The organism is Gordonia sp. CNJ-863 (assembly GCF_001942325.1).
GTDB lineage: Bacteria > Actinomycetota > Actinomycetes > Mycobacteriales > Mycobacteriaceae > Gordonia > Gordonia alkanivorans.
Window position 1 is genome coordinate 75,105 of sequence record NZ_MKKG01000044.1, and the last position, 16,263, is coordinate 91,367.

The 16,263-nt window shown below is 67.8% G+C and carries 15 protein-coding genes; 5 read left to right on the forward strand and 10 right to left on the reverse strand.

Annotated elements, in window-relative coordinates:
* Positions 1-53: 53 nt before the first annotated feature.
* Positions 54-530: a hypothetical protein gene (locus BJF87_RS18715; protein ID WP_006358042.1), complete on the forward strand. Its 477-nt coding sequence runs from the start codon at positions 54-56 to the stop codon at positions 528-530.
* A 13-nt stretch (positions 531-543) separates the two neighbouring features.
* Here BJF87_RS18715 and BJF87_RS18720 read toward each other — a convergent pair whose 3' ends face one another.
* The 3 genes from BJF87_RS18720 to BJF87_RS18730 all read right to left on the reverse strand — a co-directional run bounded on the left by BJF87_RS18720 (position 544) and on the right by BJF87_RS18730 (position 3,260).
* Positions 544-1,083 carry a DUF1697 domain-containing protein gene (locus BJF87_RS18720; RefSeq protein WP_006358041.1) on the reverse strand — a complete coding sequence of 180 codons (540 nt, stop codon included), beginning with the start codon at positions 1,081-1,083 and terminating at the stop codon, positions 544-546.
* Positions 1,084-1,104: 21 nt separating this feature from the next.
* Positions 1,105-2,391, reverse strand: a complete 1,287-nt coding sequence (locus BJF87_RS18725) for a DUF4185 domain-containing protein (RefSeq protein ID WP_075863721.1) — start codon at positions 2,389-2,391, stop codon at positions 1,105-1,107.
* A gap of 101 nt (positions 2,392-2,492) precedes the next feature.
* A complete protein-coding gene (locus tag BJF87_RS18730) occupies positions 2,493-3,260 on the reverse strand; it encodes a methyltransferase domain-containing protein (protein ID WP_006358039.1) in 768 nt (255 codons plus the stop codon).
* A 117-nt stretch (positions 3,261-3,377) separates the two neighbouring features.
* Between BJF87_RS18730 and rnhA the strand changes: the two genes are divergently transcribed.
* From rnhA to BJF87_RS18745, 3 genes are read left to right on the forward strand one after another with little or no spacing between them, the layout of a single operon-like run.
* Entirely contained in the window at positions 3,378-3,866 is a 489-nt protein-coding gene (rnhA, locus tag BJF87_RS18735; protein ID WP_006358038.1) for a ribonuclease HI, read from the forward strand.
* Entirely contained in the window at positions 3,863-4,774 is a 912-nt protein-coding gene (locus BJF87_RS18740) for a D-isomer specific 2-hydroxyacid dehydrogenase family protein (protein ID WP_006358037.1), read from the forward strand. The genes rnhA and BJF87_RS18740 overlap by 4 nt, the downstream gene beginning before the upstream one ends.
* Before the next feature lie 59 nt (positions 4,775-4,833).
* Entirely contained in the window at positions 4,834-5,625 is a 792-nt protein-coding gene (locus BJF87_RS18745; RefSeq protein ID WP_006358036.1) for an SDR family oxidoreductase, read from the forward strand.
* 44 nt (positions 5,626-5,669) lie between these two features.
* Here the strand turns inward: BJF87_RS18745 and BJF87_RS18750 are convergent, their stop codons facing one another.
* Positions 5,670-6,239, reverse strand: coding sequence for a YdeI family protein (locus BJF87_RS18750; protein WP_006358035.1), 570 nt, complete (start codon positions 6,237-6,239; stop codon positions 5,670-5,672).
* Positions 6,240-6,285: 46 nt separating this feature from the next.
* Here BJF87_RS18750 and BJF87_RS18755 point away from each other — a divergent pair, with 46 nt between their 5' ends.
* Positions 6,286-6,981 carry a hypothetical protein gene (locus BJF87_RS18755; RefSeq protein ID WP_042377118.1) on the forward strand — a complete coding sequence of 232 codons (696 nt, stop codon included), beginning with the start codon at positions 6,286-6,288 and terminating at the stop codon, positions 6,979-6,981.
* 101 nt (positions 6,982-7,082) lie between these two features.
* On the opposite strand, the gene BJF87_RS18760 is transcribed toward BJF87_RS18755, so the two are convergent.
* The 6 genes from BJF87_RS18760 to BJF87_RS18785 form a co-directional block, all read right to left on the reverse strand.
* Positions 7,083-9,002: an ABC transporter ATP-binding protein gene (locus BJF87_RS18760; RefSeq protein ID WP_042377116.1), complete on the reverse strand. Its 1,920-nt coding sequence runs from the start codon at positions 9,000-9,002 to the stop codon at positions 7,083-7,085.
* Positions 8,999-10,732, reverse strand: coding sequence for an ABC transporter ATP-binding protein (locus BJF87_RS18765; protein ID WP_035753675.1), 1,734 nt, complete (start codon positions 10,730-10,732; stop codon positions 8,999-9,001). The genes BJF87_RS18760 and BJF87_RS18765 overlap by 4 nt, the downstream gene beginning before the upstream one ends.
* A gap of 63 nt (positions 10,733-10,795) precedes the next feature.
* The gene (locus BJF87_RS18770) at positions 10,796-11,596 is read right to left on the reverse strand and encodes a family 1 encapsulin nanocompartment shell protein (RefSeq protein ID WP_006358031.1); all 801 of its coding nucleotides are present in this window, start codon (positions 11,594-11,596) and stop codon (positions 10,796-10,798) included.
* Between the two features lie 50 nt (positions 11,597-11,646).
* Positions 11,647-12,651 (reverse strand): Dyp-type peroxidase, encoded by a 1,005-nt coding sequence (locus BJF87_RS18775; RefSeq protein ID WP_035753676.1) that lies wholly within the window; start codon positions 12,649-12,651, stop codon positions 11,647-11,649.
* A 115-nt stretch (positions 12,652-12,766) separates the two neighbouring features.
* On the reverse strand, positions 12,767-14,428 hold the full coding sequence (locus BJF87_RS18780; protein ID WP_075863722.1) for an FAD-binding dehydrogenase: 1,662 nt from the start codon (positions 14,426-14,428) through the stop codon (positions 12,767-12,769).
* Between the two features lie 75 nt (positions 14,429-14,503).
* On the reverse strand, positions 14,504-15,982 hold the full coding sequence (locus BJF87_RS18785; protein WP_075863723.1) for an amidase: 1,479 nt from the start codon (positions 15,980-15,982) through the stop codon (positions 14,504-14,506).
* Positions 15,983-16,263: the final 281 nt, after the last annotated feature.

Consider the following 16,263-nt stretch of genomic DNA (forward strand, 5'->3'; position numbering starts at 1 on the left):
CTGAACACCATGCGAGATCGTGTGCGAAGCGTGCCGAATCGGGTGATCCGGTCATGATCGCGGTCATCATCATCGTCGCGACCGTGGTGGTCGCACTGTTCGTCCTGGGCGGGGCGGCGTGGTTCGCCTGGGACTCCGACAAACGGGTGCGCAACTTCGCGCGGTCCACCGACCTCATCCCCGGCCGGCCAGGACGCGCACCGGCGAGTTGGACCACTGACAACAGCCGAGAGGCATTGCTGCATCGGCGTATTCGTTACGCGATCGCCGACGTGCACGCCAATCCGGCCATCCCACTCGACGAGGAACTGGTGTCGGCGCGCGACCGGCTGGACGACGCGGTCTTCGAACTCGACGACCGGCTCATCGCGGCTGCCGAGACCGGTGGCGACGAGGCCACCGAGGTCCTCGACAGCGCCGAATCGGCGGTCAAGGCGCTCGAGGCCCTGCCCAAGAAACTGTGGGAGGCGCCCACGTCGGATCAGCTCGCCGACCTGGATCGCGTGACGCGGGTCCTGTCGCGCGGCTGACCCGCAGATCTCGTCAGCCCTCGGTGAGATCCAGCAGCTTTCGCACAGTGCGCAGGTTACGGCCGGTGCCCTGCACACCCAGCCCTCGCGCGATCGCAGGAGCGGTGAGTTTCGACCGGCCGGCGCCCTCGGCGTAGCGGATGTGGAGATCGGAGCCGATCACCCGTTTGATGTCACCGCCGAAGTCCTTCCCCTCGAAGGCGGCAGCCTTGTCGGCATCGGGTTCGGCGACGAGGAAGTAGACGTAGGAGTACTTGTCGTCGACAACCTCGAAGGGGTGCGCGTCGAGCGCTGCCCGCACTTCGGCGGGTGTGCGACTGACGACCTCGCGGAAGAACCCGTAGCGCTTCTCGATCTCGTGCCCGAGTGCACGGTCGAACTCGGCGGGATCACCCGGTGGTGAGCAGAGAAGATTGCCGGACGCGATGTAGGTCGAGACATCGGTGGCTCCGAGTTCGGTTGCGATCTCCCGTAGTTCGGCCATCGGCAGCTTGGCGCCGCCGACGTTGACCGCTCGGATGAGGACGATGCGCGTCGTCGATGATTCGCTCACCGGTTCATGATGGCAGCGGCCTCACAACTTGGACAGGTCGGTGCGCGCCAGCATCACGTTGTAGTCGTCCCAGCGCGACACCACGAAGTACAGATTCTTTCCGCTCGAACGTGGGTGGATGTACGGCGTGTACAGGCCGCTCGACTGCTTGTTGGAGACGAGCACGCGCTCGCCGCTCCACGGGCCGACCGGGGTGGGGGACGTGCGCATCATGACGGTGCCGGCACGTTCGGTGAGCATGACGAACTTCTTGAGGTAGTTGTTGTAGGCCACCGACATCTCGCTGACCGGCCGCCCGACGATCGGCGCGGCGTCGGCCGGGTTCGGCGACCATGCGTTGCCGCCCCGGAAGTATTGGTAGCGGCTCAGATTCAGGATGTCCGCGGGTCGGAAGCGAGCGACGAACGCCGAGCCGTGCCGGCCGTTGGGCGTGCCGTACTGGTAGATGTAGTCGCCGCTGCGCAGGAAGGCGCCCATCTGGAATCGGCTGTGGCCCTGCGCGATCTGCGGTACGCCGGGCACGGTCAGTTCGAGGTTCGCACGGATGGTGTTGTTGTCGACGGTCCAGGTCTGACCGTTGTTGCGTGACACCGCGATCGCCGAGTAGTTGGTGGCCCATCGTCCCGGACCCAGCCACTTGTGGATCGACATGAAGCTCAGGAACTGGGTGCCGTTGATCGAGATGCCGCCGGTCGGGATGCGTCCGACCTCGGTGTTGCGGACGCCTATTGCGTTGAACATCGGCTGCGAATAGGTGGGATGCGCGGGCGTCACCGATGCGCCGGAGCGGACCGACCCGGGTATGGCGGTCGGGAAGCGGATGGCCTTGTCGAGATTCGAGTTCGCGTCGCTGCGGAGCATCGTGTTGTGTCGCCACACCATCTGACCGGCGCATTTACCCCAGGTGTCGCCGAAGGCCATGAGGACCTGACCCGAACCGTTGTCCCACGGCACCCCGACGTCGGTGGCGGTGATCCCGAAGCGGGCGTCGGTGCGTTCAGGGCTCCGCGGTCCGGTGACCCACGAGACGGCGGTGGTCGCGCCCTTGAGCTTGGGCAGCGGCCCCTGCGGCTTCTTGCCGTCGGCGCGGTAACTACCGAAGTCGATGCTGCCCCAGCCGAGGTCGCTGGACCCGGAGCTGCCCGTGCTGCCGACGTCGCCACCGGTGATGCCGGTGACGTTGCAGGCCGCCGCGGCGGCGGGGGAGGCCGCCGCGGAGAGGAGGCCCGCGACCAGGCCGACGGTCACGCCACCGACCACGAGGGCGTGCGAGAACGGGCGCAGGCGTACACGGCTGCGTCGGGACATGGGGACCCCCTGTGGCTACGGCTGATGCCAGTGTTGCAGAAGTGGCAGGTCCGAGTGGTGGAGGTGGCCAAAGCTTGACCGGGGCGTGATCCGGGAGCCGCTTAGTGGCGCGTCGCGACCGCGAAGGCGCGCCGGAACGGCATGAGCGTGCCCCAGTCGTGGCGAGGGTAGGCCTCGGCGAGCCGACGCTTGAGCTCGGGGACGAACTCCTCGCGCAGATGGGTGGGCAAGGCCTGCAGGTACGACCGGGCGCCGGTGCTGAAGATCCAGTCGAACACCGGATCGTTGCCGCCAAGGACATGCAGGTAGGTGGTCTCCCACGCGTTCACCCGGAAACCACGATCGACGAAGAACCGCAGGTAGTCCTCGGCGTCGAGGCGTGGGAGCGGCTTGACCTCGCTCAGCGATTCGGCGAACGGTTCGGTCGTGGCGAGATCGGCCAGCGCGGTGCGGAACGGGGCGTCGTGCCCGTTGGGGACCTGGATCGCGAAGGCGCCGCCGTCGGAGAGGTGGCCCAGCAGACGGTCGATGACCTCGAGCTGGTCGGGGACCCACTGGAACATCGCGTTCGAGATCATCAGGTCGAACGTGCGGTGCGGTGTCCAGTCGACCACGTCGGCGACGTCGAAGTTGGCGCGTGGATCGAAGTTGTCGCTGATGGCACGGTCGATCATGGCCGCGGACTCGTCGATGCCGAGGATCTCGGCGCTCGGCCACTGGGCGCGCAGATGTTTGGTGAGATGACCCGGGCCGCATCCGAGATCGACGATCGTCGTGGGATTGGTGGGGATCTGCGCGATCAGGTCGAGGAAGGGTCTCGACCGGTCGTCGGCGAATTGCAGATAGCGTGCTGGATCCCAGACAGCCATGTGTCCACACTAGGGGTCCGGCGGGGGTGGTGTCACGGAGCGAGAGCTTCGGCCGGCGTGGTTCTGCGACAGGATCGGTCTGGGGAGTCGTCGTGGCGCTGCCGTAGGCTTCCCTGCGTGACAGATCCCGCGAACCCTTCTTCCGAGAACCCGACCAGCACCGATGGTGCGGCTGTCGTGGAGATATCCACCGATGGCGCATGCCTGGGCAACCCCGGGCCCGGCGGGTGGGGTGCGGTTCTGCGGTACAAGGGCACCGAGAAGCGGATCTCCGGGTCGGAACCCGAATCCACGAACAACAAGATGGAACTCACCGCTGCCATCGAGGGTCTCGCCGCGCTGACCAGGCCGTCGAAGGTGATCATCTACACCGACTCCACCTATGTGCGGAACGGCATCATGAAGTGGGTCGCCGGCTGGCAGGCGAACGGCTGGAAGACCAAGGACAAGAAGCCGGTGAAGAACGCCGACCTGTGGCGCCGCCTCATCGAGGAGGAGAAGCGTCACGAGGTCGAGTGGCGCTGGGTGAAGGGTCACGCCGGTGACCACTTCAACGAGATCGCCGACGAACTCGCGACCACCGCGGCCCGGGCGGTCACCCGGTGAGCAGCCTGCCCGTCGCCGTCGAGCCCAACCGGGACGAGCACCTCGTCGCCGCAGTCGAGGGCGCCGGCGGCACGATCGTCGGGCTCGACGAGGCGCGGGTACTGGTCTGGATCGGCCCGCCCGCCGAGTTCCCCGAGCTGCCGGATGCCGTCGAGTGGGTGGCCCTCAAGACGGCGGGTATCGAGGACTTCCTGGATGCCGGCCTCCTCGACAACCGCCGTGTCTGGACCAACGCGGCCGGTTTCTACGCCGAGAACGTGGCCGAGCACGCGCTCGCGCTGCTTCTCGCCGGTCTCCGCCAGATCAACACCGCGGTCACGCGGCACTGGGACAAGGAGCGGATCGACACCTCGGTGCGGTCGCTGCACGGTTCGACGGTCGCCATCATCGGCGCCGGCGGCATCGGCGCGTCGCTGGGCCCGCGGTTGAAGGCGTGCGGAGCGCGTGTCGTCGCGGTGAACCGTTCGGGCCGCGATGTGCCCGGCGCCGACGAGGTGCGACGCTCCAGCGAACTGGACTCGGTGTGGTCCTCGGTCGATCATGTGGTGCTCGCCGCGCCGTCGACGGCGAAGACGCGGCACATGATCAACGCCGAAACCCTTGCCGCACTTCCGAGTCACGCGTGGGTCGTGAGCATCGCGCGCGGTCCGCTGGTCGACGAGGAGGCCTTGTACCGAGCGCTGGTCGACGGTGAGATCGCCGGCGCGGCGCTCGACGTGACCGATCCCGAACCGCCGGCCGAGGACCACCCGCTGTGGTCGCTGCCGAACGTCATCATCACTCCTCACGTCGCGAACCCGGCCTCGGGCCTGACACGCGAGATGGCGCCGTGGCTGGCCGAAAACGTGCGCCGATTCGCGGCGGGCGAGGAACTGATCTCGGTGGTCACACCCGGCCGCGACTACTGAGCAAGGCCAGTTTCTAGAACACGTTCTCGTTTCCGGCCCGTTCGTGGCAAGGTCGGGGAGTGATTCTCGACAGATTCCGTATCGATGACCATGTCGCCGTCGTCACCGGTGCCGGTCGCGGCCTGGGTGCGGCCATCGCCGTGGCCTTCGCGCAGGCAGGTGCCGACGTGGTGATCGCGGCGCGCAGCGAGTTCGACCTCGACCAGGTGGCCGGACAGATCGCCGACGCCGGGCGGCGCGCCCACGTCGTCCCGGTCGATCTCAGCAATGCCGACGCCGCCGCCGCGCTCGCCCAGGCGGCGGTGGAGGAGTTCGGGCGGCTGGACACGATCGTCAACAACGTCGGCGGCGCGATGCCCCGGCCGCTCCTCGACACCACTCCCAAGCACCTCGTCGACGCCTTCGACTTCAACGTCGCCAACGCTCACGCGCTCGTCGTGGCCGGCGCCAAGCAGATGCTCGCGACGACCGGTCACGGCTCGATCATCAACATCACCTCGGCCGTCGGCCGGGTGCCCGGTCGCGCGTATGCCGCCTACGGAACCGCGAAAGCCGCTCTGGCGCACTACACCCGGATCGCCGCGATGGACCTGAACCCGAAGATCCGGGTCAACGGCATCGCGCCGGGCGCGATCCTCACCTCGTCGCTGGAGATCGTCGCAGGCAACGACGAGATGCGGACCGCCGTGGAGAGTGCCACCCCGATGCACCGGCTCGGCGAGCCGGAGGACATCGCCGCCGCCGCGCTCTACCTCGCATCGCCGGCGGGCGCGTACGTGACCGGCAAGATCCTCGAGGTCGACGGCGGGATCATCGCCCCCAACCTGGACCTGCCGATCCCGGACCTGTAGGGGTTTCGACGGGGCTCAACCAGCGGGGAGGGCTCAGCCGACAGTCAGGGGCGGATGTTCTGCGCGGCCTGCTCGACGATGGTCGCGATCCGCTTGGTCTTGGTCTCGGGTCTCTTCGCCAGCGCGATCTGAGCCAGCCCCATCTTCCGGGCGCTGGGTGGGAAGGCGTCCCAGCTGGCGCGGGCCGTCGGGTCCGCGTCGAGGGCGGCGGCGAGTTCGGGGGGCTCGATGCCGGCCTCGGCGTCGTCGAAGATGGTCCACAGGCCACGTGCTTTGGCGTCGTCGATGACCGCCTGGCCGGCCGGTTGCATGCGGCCGGACTCGATCAGGTCGGCGACCCGCGCCTTGTTCGACGCCGCCCACGGACTGTTGCGGCCACGCCGCGTGAACCACAGGCCGCGCCGCGCGTCGTCGAAGACACGGCTGTGGCCGTCGATCCAGCCCCAGCAGCGCGCCTCCCGGACCGCTTCGTCGTAGTCGAGCGGCTCGCGTCCGGAGTCTTTGCGCCAGAAGATGAGCCACACACCGGACGAGCTCTGGTGGTTGTCGCGCAACCACTCTCGCCACTCGTCGAGGGTGTCGACGGCGAGCTGTGGCGCACGCGGATCGGCCATGCGTTCACCCTAATCGCGGACCGTCCACCTCGGTACAGTTGAGAACGTGACCGGCATTCTCGAGTTCGCGAGCAACAACTGGTGGCTGATCTTCCCCATCGGTGGTGTCGTCGGCGGCTGGGCCGGGTCGATCGCGAAGTACAACGAGAAGCGGCGCAAGGACAAGATCGAACTCGCGCGCATCAAGGCCGCCGCTCAGACCGAACAACTGAAGCTGACCACGACGTCCGTCGAGCAACTCCGCAAGACACTCAAGCAGCATGACGGGCTCAACGAGAAGTGGTTCGCCTACGAACTCGACCTGGCCACGCTGATCGAGTACCCGCTCATGACCGACATGCGCGAACCCCTCACCCTCGCCTTCCATCGTGCGCGGGTCCACGCCGACGACCTGAGACCGGAACCGCCGCACGCCGGCGACACCGAGACGACGCTCGCCCCGGCGGACTTCGTTGATTACCGGGACGCGGTCGGCGACTACGCTGCGACCTTCGACGCCGCGGAACGGGAGGCACGACGCCGCAAGCAGGCCGGCTTCTCGCCGATCGAACGGGAAGCGCTCGACCGCGCCCGCAAGCTGATCAGCGTCGCCTCCGACTCGGGTGCCACCGCCGCGGAACGCCAGGCCGCGTACAAGAAGGCGCGCGCCGAACTCGACGGGCTCATCGACGTGCCGCCCTTGGCCGCCGAACGCCTCGAGCGCCAGATCGCCGGGGAGCTCGAGCGGGGGCGCGGAGACTGAGCTCGCGGCAGATGTCGCCTTTCGTGTCGCCGGGCGATACGAAAGGCGACACCTGCCCCCTGGTGACTACCCACGGTCTTCGCACCTCGGGGAGCGGGAGGTCAGCCCGCCTCGATCGCCCCGGTGAACTGGCTCTCGTAGAGGCGGCAGTAGGCGCCGCGGGCGGCGAGGAGTTCCTCGTGGTTGCCCTGCTCGACGATGTGACCGTCCTCCATCACGACGATCACGTCGGCGTCGCGCACCGTCGAGAGTCGGTGTGCGATCACGAAACTCGTGCGATCGGTGCGCAGGTTGGCCATCGCCTTCTGGATGAGCAGCTCGGTGCGGGTGTCGACGGAGCTGGTGGCCTCGTCGAGGATGAGGATCGTGGGCCGGGCGAGGAACGCCCGGGCGATCGTGATGAGCTGACGCTCACCGGCACTGACGCCGCCGCCCTCGTCGTCGAGAACGGTGTCGTAACCGTCCGGGAGTGTCCGGACGAAATGGTCGACGTGGCTCATCCGGGCGGCTTCGAGCACCTCCTCGCGGGATGCGGAGGGGTCGCCGTAGGCGATGTTGTCGAAGATCGTCCCGCCGAACAGCCACGAGTCCTGCAGCACCATGCCGGTGCGCTCGCGCAGGTCATCGCGGGTCATCTCGGCCGAGTCCACGCCGTCGACGCGGATGGTCCCGGAATCGACGTCGTAGAACCGCATGATCAGGTTGACCAGGGTGGTCTTGCCGGCGCCGGTCGGTCCGACGATCGCGACCATGTGTCCGGGACGCGCTGTCAGGGTGAGGTTCTCGATCAGCGGCTTGTCCTCGACGTAGCGGAACGAGACGTCGTCGAACTCGATGAGCCCGTTGTCGACCGCGGGGGTCTTGGGGTTCGCCACGTCCGGGGTCTGCTCGTCGGCGTCGAGGATGTCGAAGATGCGCTCGGCAGAGGCGACACCGCTCTGCATGAGATTGATCATCGACCCGATCTGGGTCAGCGGCTGCGTGAACTGGCGGGAGTACTGGATGAACGCCTGCACCTCGCCGAGGCTCAGCGAACCCGACGCCACGCGCAGGCCGCCGACGACGGCGACGGCCACGTAGTTGAGGTTCCCGAGGAACATGATGGTCGGCATGATGACGCCGGAGATGAACTGTGCACGCCAACTCGACTGGTACAGCTTCTCGTTGCGTTCGTCGAAGGTGGCCTCGATCTCGCGCTGACGGCCGAAGGCGGTGACCAGCTCGTGGCCGGTGAACGCCTCCTCGACCTGGGCGTTGAGAGCCCCGGTCGACGCCCACTGCGCGGAGAAGTGCGGCTTGGAACGCTTCGCGATGACGGCGGTCGCGACGATCGCCAGCGGGACGGTCGCGACCGCGATCAGTGCGAGCAGTGGCGAGATCCAGATCATCATCACCAGCAGGGCGATCACGGTCAGCACCGAGTTCACGAACTGGGCGACGGTCTGCTGCATGCTCTGCGACAGATTGTCGAGGTCGTTGGTGACCCGGCTGAGCAGCTCACCGCGCGGCATCGTGTCGTAGTACCGCAGGGGCAGACGGTGGACCTTCTCCTCGACTCGGGCGCGCAGCTCCCGGATCGTCTCGACCACGATGATGTTCAGCAGGTATGCGGCCAGCCACGCCATCCCGGACGCCACGACGTACATCGCGAAGGTGATGAACAGGACTCGGCCGACGTCGCCGAAATCCACTCCGACGCCGGGTGTCACGTCCATCGACGAGACCATGTCGGCGAAGGTGTCGTCACCCTGGGCCCGCAGACCTGCGACCGCCTGGTCCTTCGACACGCCGGCCGGCAGCATGCGGCCGATGACCCCGTTGAAGACGAGGTCGGTGGCATGTCCGAGGACGCGCGGCGCGATGGCCAGCAGGATCACCGAGCCGACGATCGAGGTGAGGGTGACCGTCATCAGGCCGCGGTACGAACCGAGCTGGGCGACAACCCGTTTGATCGACGGCCAGAACGAGCGCGGCTTGGACTCGGGGCCGCCGGCGGCCATCGGTCCACCCGGGCGGGTCATGCGCGCTCCTCCATGGCCAGCTGGGATTCGGCGATCTCGGCGTAGGTGGGACACGAGGTCAGCAGGTCGTCGTGTGTGCCGATGCCGACGACGCGGCCCCGGTCGAGGACGACGATCTGCTCGGCGTCGACGATGGTCGAGATACGTTGCGCGACCACGATCACCGACGCGTCGCGGGTAGCCGGACGCAGCGCCGCCCGCAATCTGGCGTCGGTGGTGAGGTCGAGGGCCGAGAACGAGTCGTCGAACAGGTAGATCGCGGGGCGCCGGACCAGTGCACGCGCGATCGCGAGCCGTTGCCGCTGTCCGCCGGAGACGGTGGTGCCGCCCTGGGCGACGCGGGTGTCGAGGCCGTCGGGCATCGCCGAGACGAACTCGTCGGCCTGGGCGATGCGCAGCGCCTCCCAGATCTCGTCGTCGGTGGCGTCGGACTTGCCGTGCAGGATGTTGGACCGGATGGTCCCGGAGAACAGGTACGGCCGCTGCGGGACCAGGCCGATCACCGAACGCAGTTCGTCGGGATCGAGTCGCTTCACGTCGGTGCCGCCGACGCTGACCCTGCCCTCGGTGGCGTCGATGAGGCGGGGCACGAGTCCTAGGAGCGTCGTCTTGCCGGACCCGGTCGAACCGACGATGGCGGTCGTGGTTCCCGGCGTCACGCGGAAGCAGATGCCGCTCAGCACCGGATCGTCGGCGCCCGGATAGCGGAACTCGGCGGCGTCGAACTCGACGGTTCCGGGATGGCCGGCGAATCCGATCGGGTCGCTCGGCGGATGCACCGAGGTCTCGGTGTCGAGGACCTCGGTGATGCGCTCGGCGCACACCGCGGCGCGCGGCGCCATCATGGCCAGGAACGACGCCATCATGACCGACATCAGGATCTGCATCACGTAGCTCATCAACGCGGTGAGCGCGCCGATCTCGACGTTGCCGTCCGACACTGCGTGCCCGCCGAACCAGATGACCGCGACGATCGTGACGTTCGTGATCACCAAGACCAGCGGGAACATCAGCGCCATCAGCTTGCCGACCCGTAGCGTGGCGTCGGCGAGATGGTCGTTGGCGGAGCCGAAACGCTTCCGCTCGTACTCTTCACGGACGAAGGCGCGTACCACGCGGATACCGGTGATCTGTTCGCGCAGAACACGATTCACCGCGTCGATGCGTTCCTGCATCGACCGGAACCCGGGAATCATGCGGGCGATGACGAGACCCATCGACAGCCCGAGAATCGGCACCGCGATCGCGATGACCCACCACAGTGCCGGGGCCTCGCGAATACCCATGATGATCCCGCCGAAGCACATGATGGGAGCCATCACGAGGATCGCGCTGCTCATCACGATCAACATCTGCACCTGCTGGACGTCGTTGGTGGTGCGCGTGATCAACGACGGTGCGCCGAAGGTGCCGACCTCACGGGCCGAGAACGAGTTCACCCGGTGCAGCAGGTCGCCGCGGATGTCGCGGCCCACACCGAGAGCGGCCCGGGCGCCGAAGAACTGCGCGATGATCGTCGCCACGATCTGCACGACGCTCACCAGCAGCATCCAGCCGCCGATGCGCATGATGTAACCGGTGTCGCCGGTCGCCACGCCGTTGTCGATGATGTCGGCGTTGAGGCTCGGCAGGTACAGCATCGCCGCGGTCGCCACGAGCTGCAGCGACACCACCATGACGATGTTGATGCGGTACCGCTGCAGGTACGTACTGATGAGGCGGGTCAACATGGCACGATCACCTGCGCCAGACTAGTTGCCTCCGCTAAAGGGCGAACGTCGGTCTCCCGTCGATCAGCCGCCGAACAACGCGACGGCCGCCTCCCCGGTGTGGGTGAGGTAGGTGAACGATTCCTGGAAGTAGAGGTTCACCACGTCGGCGTCGTGGGAGTCGTAGCCGATCGACACGTCTTGCCCGATCGTCAGTTCGAAGTCGCCGCCGCGGGTGCTCATGACGAATGCGCCGCGGATCGCCGGCGCCCACACGATGTCCCCGTCGAGGAGCCGCTGGATGTGCTGGCGGATGGGGTATCCGTGGTTCGACGTCTCGTTGACCTGCGTGTACACGTCGGCCGACATGGCGACGGAGTACGGCCCGTCGACAGAGGCGAGCCGCAGCGTGGTCAATGCCTGGCTGACGGCCTCCGGGTAGTCGCGGACGTCCTCGGGCAGCTGGATCGGGGTCGCGGTGGCCTCGGAGCGGATGCCGGTGATCGACGCCGCCGCGTAACCCTCGAAGATCGCGCGGTCCTCGGCGAGCGCGAGTTGGCGTGCGGCCTCGACGACCGGGTCCCAGTCGGAGTCCTGCGCACCGCGATCCACATCGTCGATGGCCTCCCGCGAGACGGTGAACGGCACCTTCAACTCGACCAGCGACTGCGTCCGCCTGATGAACGCCTGGATGCCGTCGGCCGGCGAGTCGATCTTGCTGCGATGGCCCAGCGTCACCGCGGCCGTGTCGGCCCCCATCGGGCCCTTCACGTCGACGAGCCGGCGGCCGGCGATGTTCCGCTTGAACGACCGGGTCGCCTCCTCCTCGATCTCCGCCCACGCGGCATCGGAGATGGGAGCGAGCTCGCGGTGCAGGTTGTTCATGGTGGCCTCCTGGTGCGGTGGTGTCGGGCGATGGTCTGTCTGTGGTGGCGCTAGTGCAGGGAACCGATCCCCAGGGAACCGTCGGTGCGGCGGGCCGGGGCCGCGACGGTGGGCTCGACTGTGCCGGGTGCGGGCGGCAGGTCCTCGAGGAAGTCGAGGGTCGGGGTGAAGAACTGCGACCCGGTGACAGCGGTGGTGAAGTCGAGGAGGCGGTCGTAGGTACCCGGCGGATCGCCGATGAACATCTTGCGCAGCATCTCCTCGGTGACGTCGGGGCCGGCGGAGTAGGCGATGTAGAAGGTGCCGTTCTCGCCGTTCCCGGAGACGTCGCCGTAGGGCATGTTGTCGCGGACGACGTCGATCTCCTCGCCGTTCTCGTCCTCGACCTTGTTGAGCGCGATGTGGGAGTTGGGGGGTTTCACGTCGTCGGACATCTCGACGTTGTCGAGCTTGGTGCGCCCGATCGCGGCTTCCTGCTCACTCGTGCTCAGGTCGTTCCACGACGAGAGGTCGTGGACGTAGCGCTGGATGGCGACGTAGCTGCCGCCGGCGAAGGCGGGGTCCTCGTCTCCCACCGTGATCGCGTCGATCGCTGCCTGTCCCACGGGGTTCTCGGTGCCGTCGACGAATCCGATGAGGTCGCGCAGGTCGAAGTAGCGGAAGCCGTGCACCTCGTCGACGACGGTCACCGCGTCGCCGAGGGCGTCGGTGATGAGGCGGCCGAGTTCGAAGCACAGGTCCATCTGGTCCGACTTGATGTGGACCAGCAGATCCGCGGGGGTCGCCGGCGCGGTGTGGACCGCGCCCTCGTAGGGGACGAACGGCCGCAGCGAACGCGGGCGGGGGCCGTCGAACAACCGGTCCCAGGCATCGGAGCCGATCGAGACGATGCCGGCCAACGCTGCCTCCGGTGCGCGCGAGGACACCGCGTTGTTCAGTCCCGGGATCTCCTTCAGCACATCACGAACCGTGTCCTCGCCACCGTCGTTGATGGTGAGGACGAGAAAGATCGCCGACTTGGTCTTACGCGTCAGGATCGTCTGCGGCACGGGCACGCCCAATACCCTAGCCGACCCATGTCCGAAATGGGATCGCCGACCGTGCCGTCAAAAAGTAGGGCAGGCAACCCTTTTCGGAGCCGTCCCGAACCGCCGTGCCGGGACGTCGAGATCAGCTGCGCGCGACGGCCCTTCCGGCGGCACGTCCGGAGAAGATGCACCCGCCCAGGAAGGTGCCCTCGAGGGCGTTGTAGCCGTGCACACCGCCGCCGCCGAAACCCGCGACCTCGCCGGCCGCGAACAGGCCGTCGAACGCGCTGCCGTCGGGTCGCAGCACCTGCGAGTCGAGGTTGGTCTCGAGGCCGCCGAGGGTCTTGCGGGTGAGGACGTTGAGCCGCACCGCGATCAGCGGGCCGTGCGCGGGGTCGAGGATCCGGTGGGGCTTGGCCACCCGAACGATCCTGTCGCCGATGAACTGTCGGGCGTTGTTGATCGCCATCAGCTGGGCGTCCTTGGAGAACTTGTTCTCCACCTCGGCGTCGCGGGCGGAGATGACGCGTTCGATGTGCGCGAGATCGAGCTCGGGGCCGCGGGCGATCGCGTTCATCCCGCTGACCAGCTCGGGCAGGTTGTCGGCGACGACGAAGTCGATGCCGTTGCGCACGAAGGCATCCACCGGTCCGGCGGCACCCTTGGCGAGTCGGCTCTTCGCGGCCAGCTTGAGGTCCTTGGAGGTGATGTCGGGGTTCTGTTCGGAACCCGAGAGCATGAACTCCTTCTCGACGATGGACTGGGTGAGGATGAACCACGAGTAGTCGTGACCGGCGGCCATGATCGCCTTCATCGTCGAGTTCGTGTCGAAGCCGGGAAAGTTCGGCGGCGCGAGGCGGTTGCCGTTGGCGTCGAGCCACAACGACGACGGTCCCGGGATGATCCGGATGGCGTGGTCCGGCCAGATCGGGTCCCAGTTGTGGATGCCCTCGGTGTAGTGCCACATGCGGTCGCGGTTGACGATGCTCGCACCGGCGTCCTCGCTGATCCCGAGCATGCGTCCGTCGACATGTGCCGGGACGCCGGAGATCATCGTCTTGGGTGCGGGGCCGAGACGGTCCACCGGCCAGTTCTTGCGGATGAGGTCATGGTTGTGGCCGATGCCGCCGGACGTCACGATGACCGCTCCGGCGCGAATCTCGAAGTCGCCCACCACATCGCGGTTCGACGCCTTGCCGCGTTCGAGGTCGGTCGGTGCGAGGGTGGCGCCCCGCACGCCTGCGGCGACGCCGTCTTCGATGATGAGTTCGTCGACGCGATGGCGGAACCGGAACTCGACGAGCCCTCGCTTCTCGGCCTCGAGGACCGGTTCGGCGAAGATCCGGACGACCTCGGGGCCGGTGCCCCAGGTGAGGTGGAAGCGTGGCACGGAATTGCCGTGCCCGTCGGCGAAGCCGCCACCGCGTTCGGCCCAGCCGACGATCGGGGTGATGCGCAGCCCGAGATCGTGCAGATACTGCCGCTTCTCGGTCGCCGCGAAGTCGACATAGGCCCGGGCCCACTGACGCGGCCAGTAGTCCTCGTCGTCGCGGTCGAATCCCGCCGACCCCATCCAGTCCTGCAGGGCGAGGTCCGCGGAGTCGGAGATGCCGAGCCTGCGCTGTTCGGGGGTGTCGACCATGAAGAGTCCGCCCAGCGACCAGAATGCCTGTCCGCCAAGATTGTTGCGGTTCTCCTGGTCGACGACCACCACGCGTCGTCCGGCCTTGGTGAGCTCATATGTCGCGACCAGACCCGCCAGACCCGCACCGACGACCACCGCGTCGGCCACCTGCTTCGTCACGACAACTCCTCACCGCGTCGATGTGCCGCCTGTCCCCACCCGGACACGCGCCCCAGAGAGAACATTAGCGCCGCGTCACACCGAGATGTCGGCGTACCGGTGGAACCACGGCGCGGCGTCTTCGAGGGATGCGGCGAGCGCCAGGAGATCACCGTCGGCGCCCAACCGGCCGACGAACTGGACCCCGAGCGGAAGCCCGGTCCCGGTCCAGTGCAGCGGCACACTGATCGCCGGACGTCCGGTCATGTTCGCCAGCTGCGTGTAGGGCACCCAGCCGAGGTTCTCCTCGATGAGCTGGTCGACGATCCCCACCCGCGACATCACCTTCCCCACGCGGGCGCGGGCCGCGAGCCGGGCCGCCCGCTGCAGGAGCGGCGGGGTCGTCATCGACCCGACGGCCGGCGGCGGAACGGCGAGGGTCGGGGTCAGGAGCAGGTCGTGCGTGTCGTGGAAGCGTTCGAGAGCGCGAACGTGGTGGTTGACGTGGTCGAGTGCCCGGAAGAGCGGCACGACCCCGGCCGCCCGGCCGATCTCGGCGAGGGCGAGCGTGTCCGCCTCGAAGTCGGCGTCCCCCGCGCCGGACAGGCGGCGTGCCTCGTCGACCTGGGCGGCCGCATTGGCGAACCAGATCTCGAGGAAGTCGCGTGCCAGCTCCGCGTCGTCGTGCGGCGGGTCCACCTCCTCGACATGGTGGCCGAGTTCGGTGAGCAGCTGCGCGGCGTGCTCGACGGCCGCGACCGCCTCGGGATGAGGTGCCGGGTTGATGGCCGAACGGGTGGTGAACCCGATCCGCAGCAGCCGCGGGGGAGTGGCGATCCGCGCCGTGAACGACTCGGTGTGGAGGGGTGCGGGATAGGTCGACGACGCGGTGGGCCCGATGATCGCGTCGTAGAGCGCGGCCGCATCGCGCACCGTGCGGGTCACGACGCCCTCGACGCCCATCCCGAAGAGCGGCTCGCCGGTGGCGGGTCCGAACGGCATCAGGCCGCGCGACGCCTTCAGTCCGACGAGTCCGGTACAGGCCGCCGGGATGCGGATGGAGCCGCCGCCGTCGTTGGCGCCGGCTGCGGGTACGACGCCGGCGGCCACGGCCGCAGCGCTGCCTCCGGATGAGCCGCCGGGGGTCACGTCGAGGTTCCAGGGGTTGCGCGCCGGACCCCACAGGTCGGATTCGGTGATCGCCTTGGAACCGAACTCCGGGGTGTTGGTCTTGCCGAAGACCACCAGCCCGGCGTCGAGGAAGCGCTGGACGACCGTCGCGTGCTCGGTGGCGACGTGCCGCGCCAGCGACCGGGAGCCGCGCGTCGTCGGATAGCCGCGGTAGTCCTGCGCGAGGTCCTTGATCAGGAAGGGAACGCCGGCGAACGGGCCGGTCAGCTCTGTGCGGGCCCGGTGGTCGGCCTCGGCCTCGATCGGGATGACGATCGCATTCAGGTCGGGGTTCACCGCGGCGGCACGGGCCCGCGCCAGGTCGAGGAGTTCGGCAGCCGTGACCTCACCCGATGCGACGAGCCCGGCGAGGGCGGTGGCGTCGGCGCCGAGGTATTCACCCATGTCCACGGCCCCGACCCTAATGAGTGCGGGGTCGGGGTGCGGCCTGGATGGCCGATACGGCTGCCTCGGTGATCGAGCTGATCCCCACATCACCGTTAACCACCCAAACGAATAACGGTGCGGTCGCGACAATTTCGTCCGTTCAAAGGGCAAAATCCGACACTTGTGCCGCATATGGGTCATATGAGCTGTTCACAATGAGGCAGATGTGACGCGCACCACTGCCCATCGGTGTCACGAAGGCCCGTCCAGCCTTTGCCGCGACGTTATCGTGCCGTTAC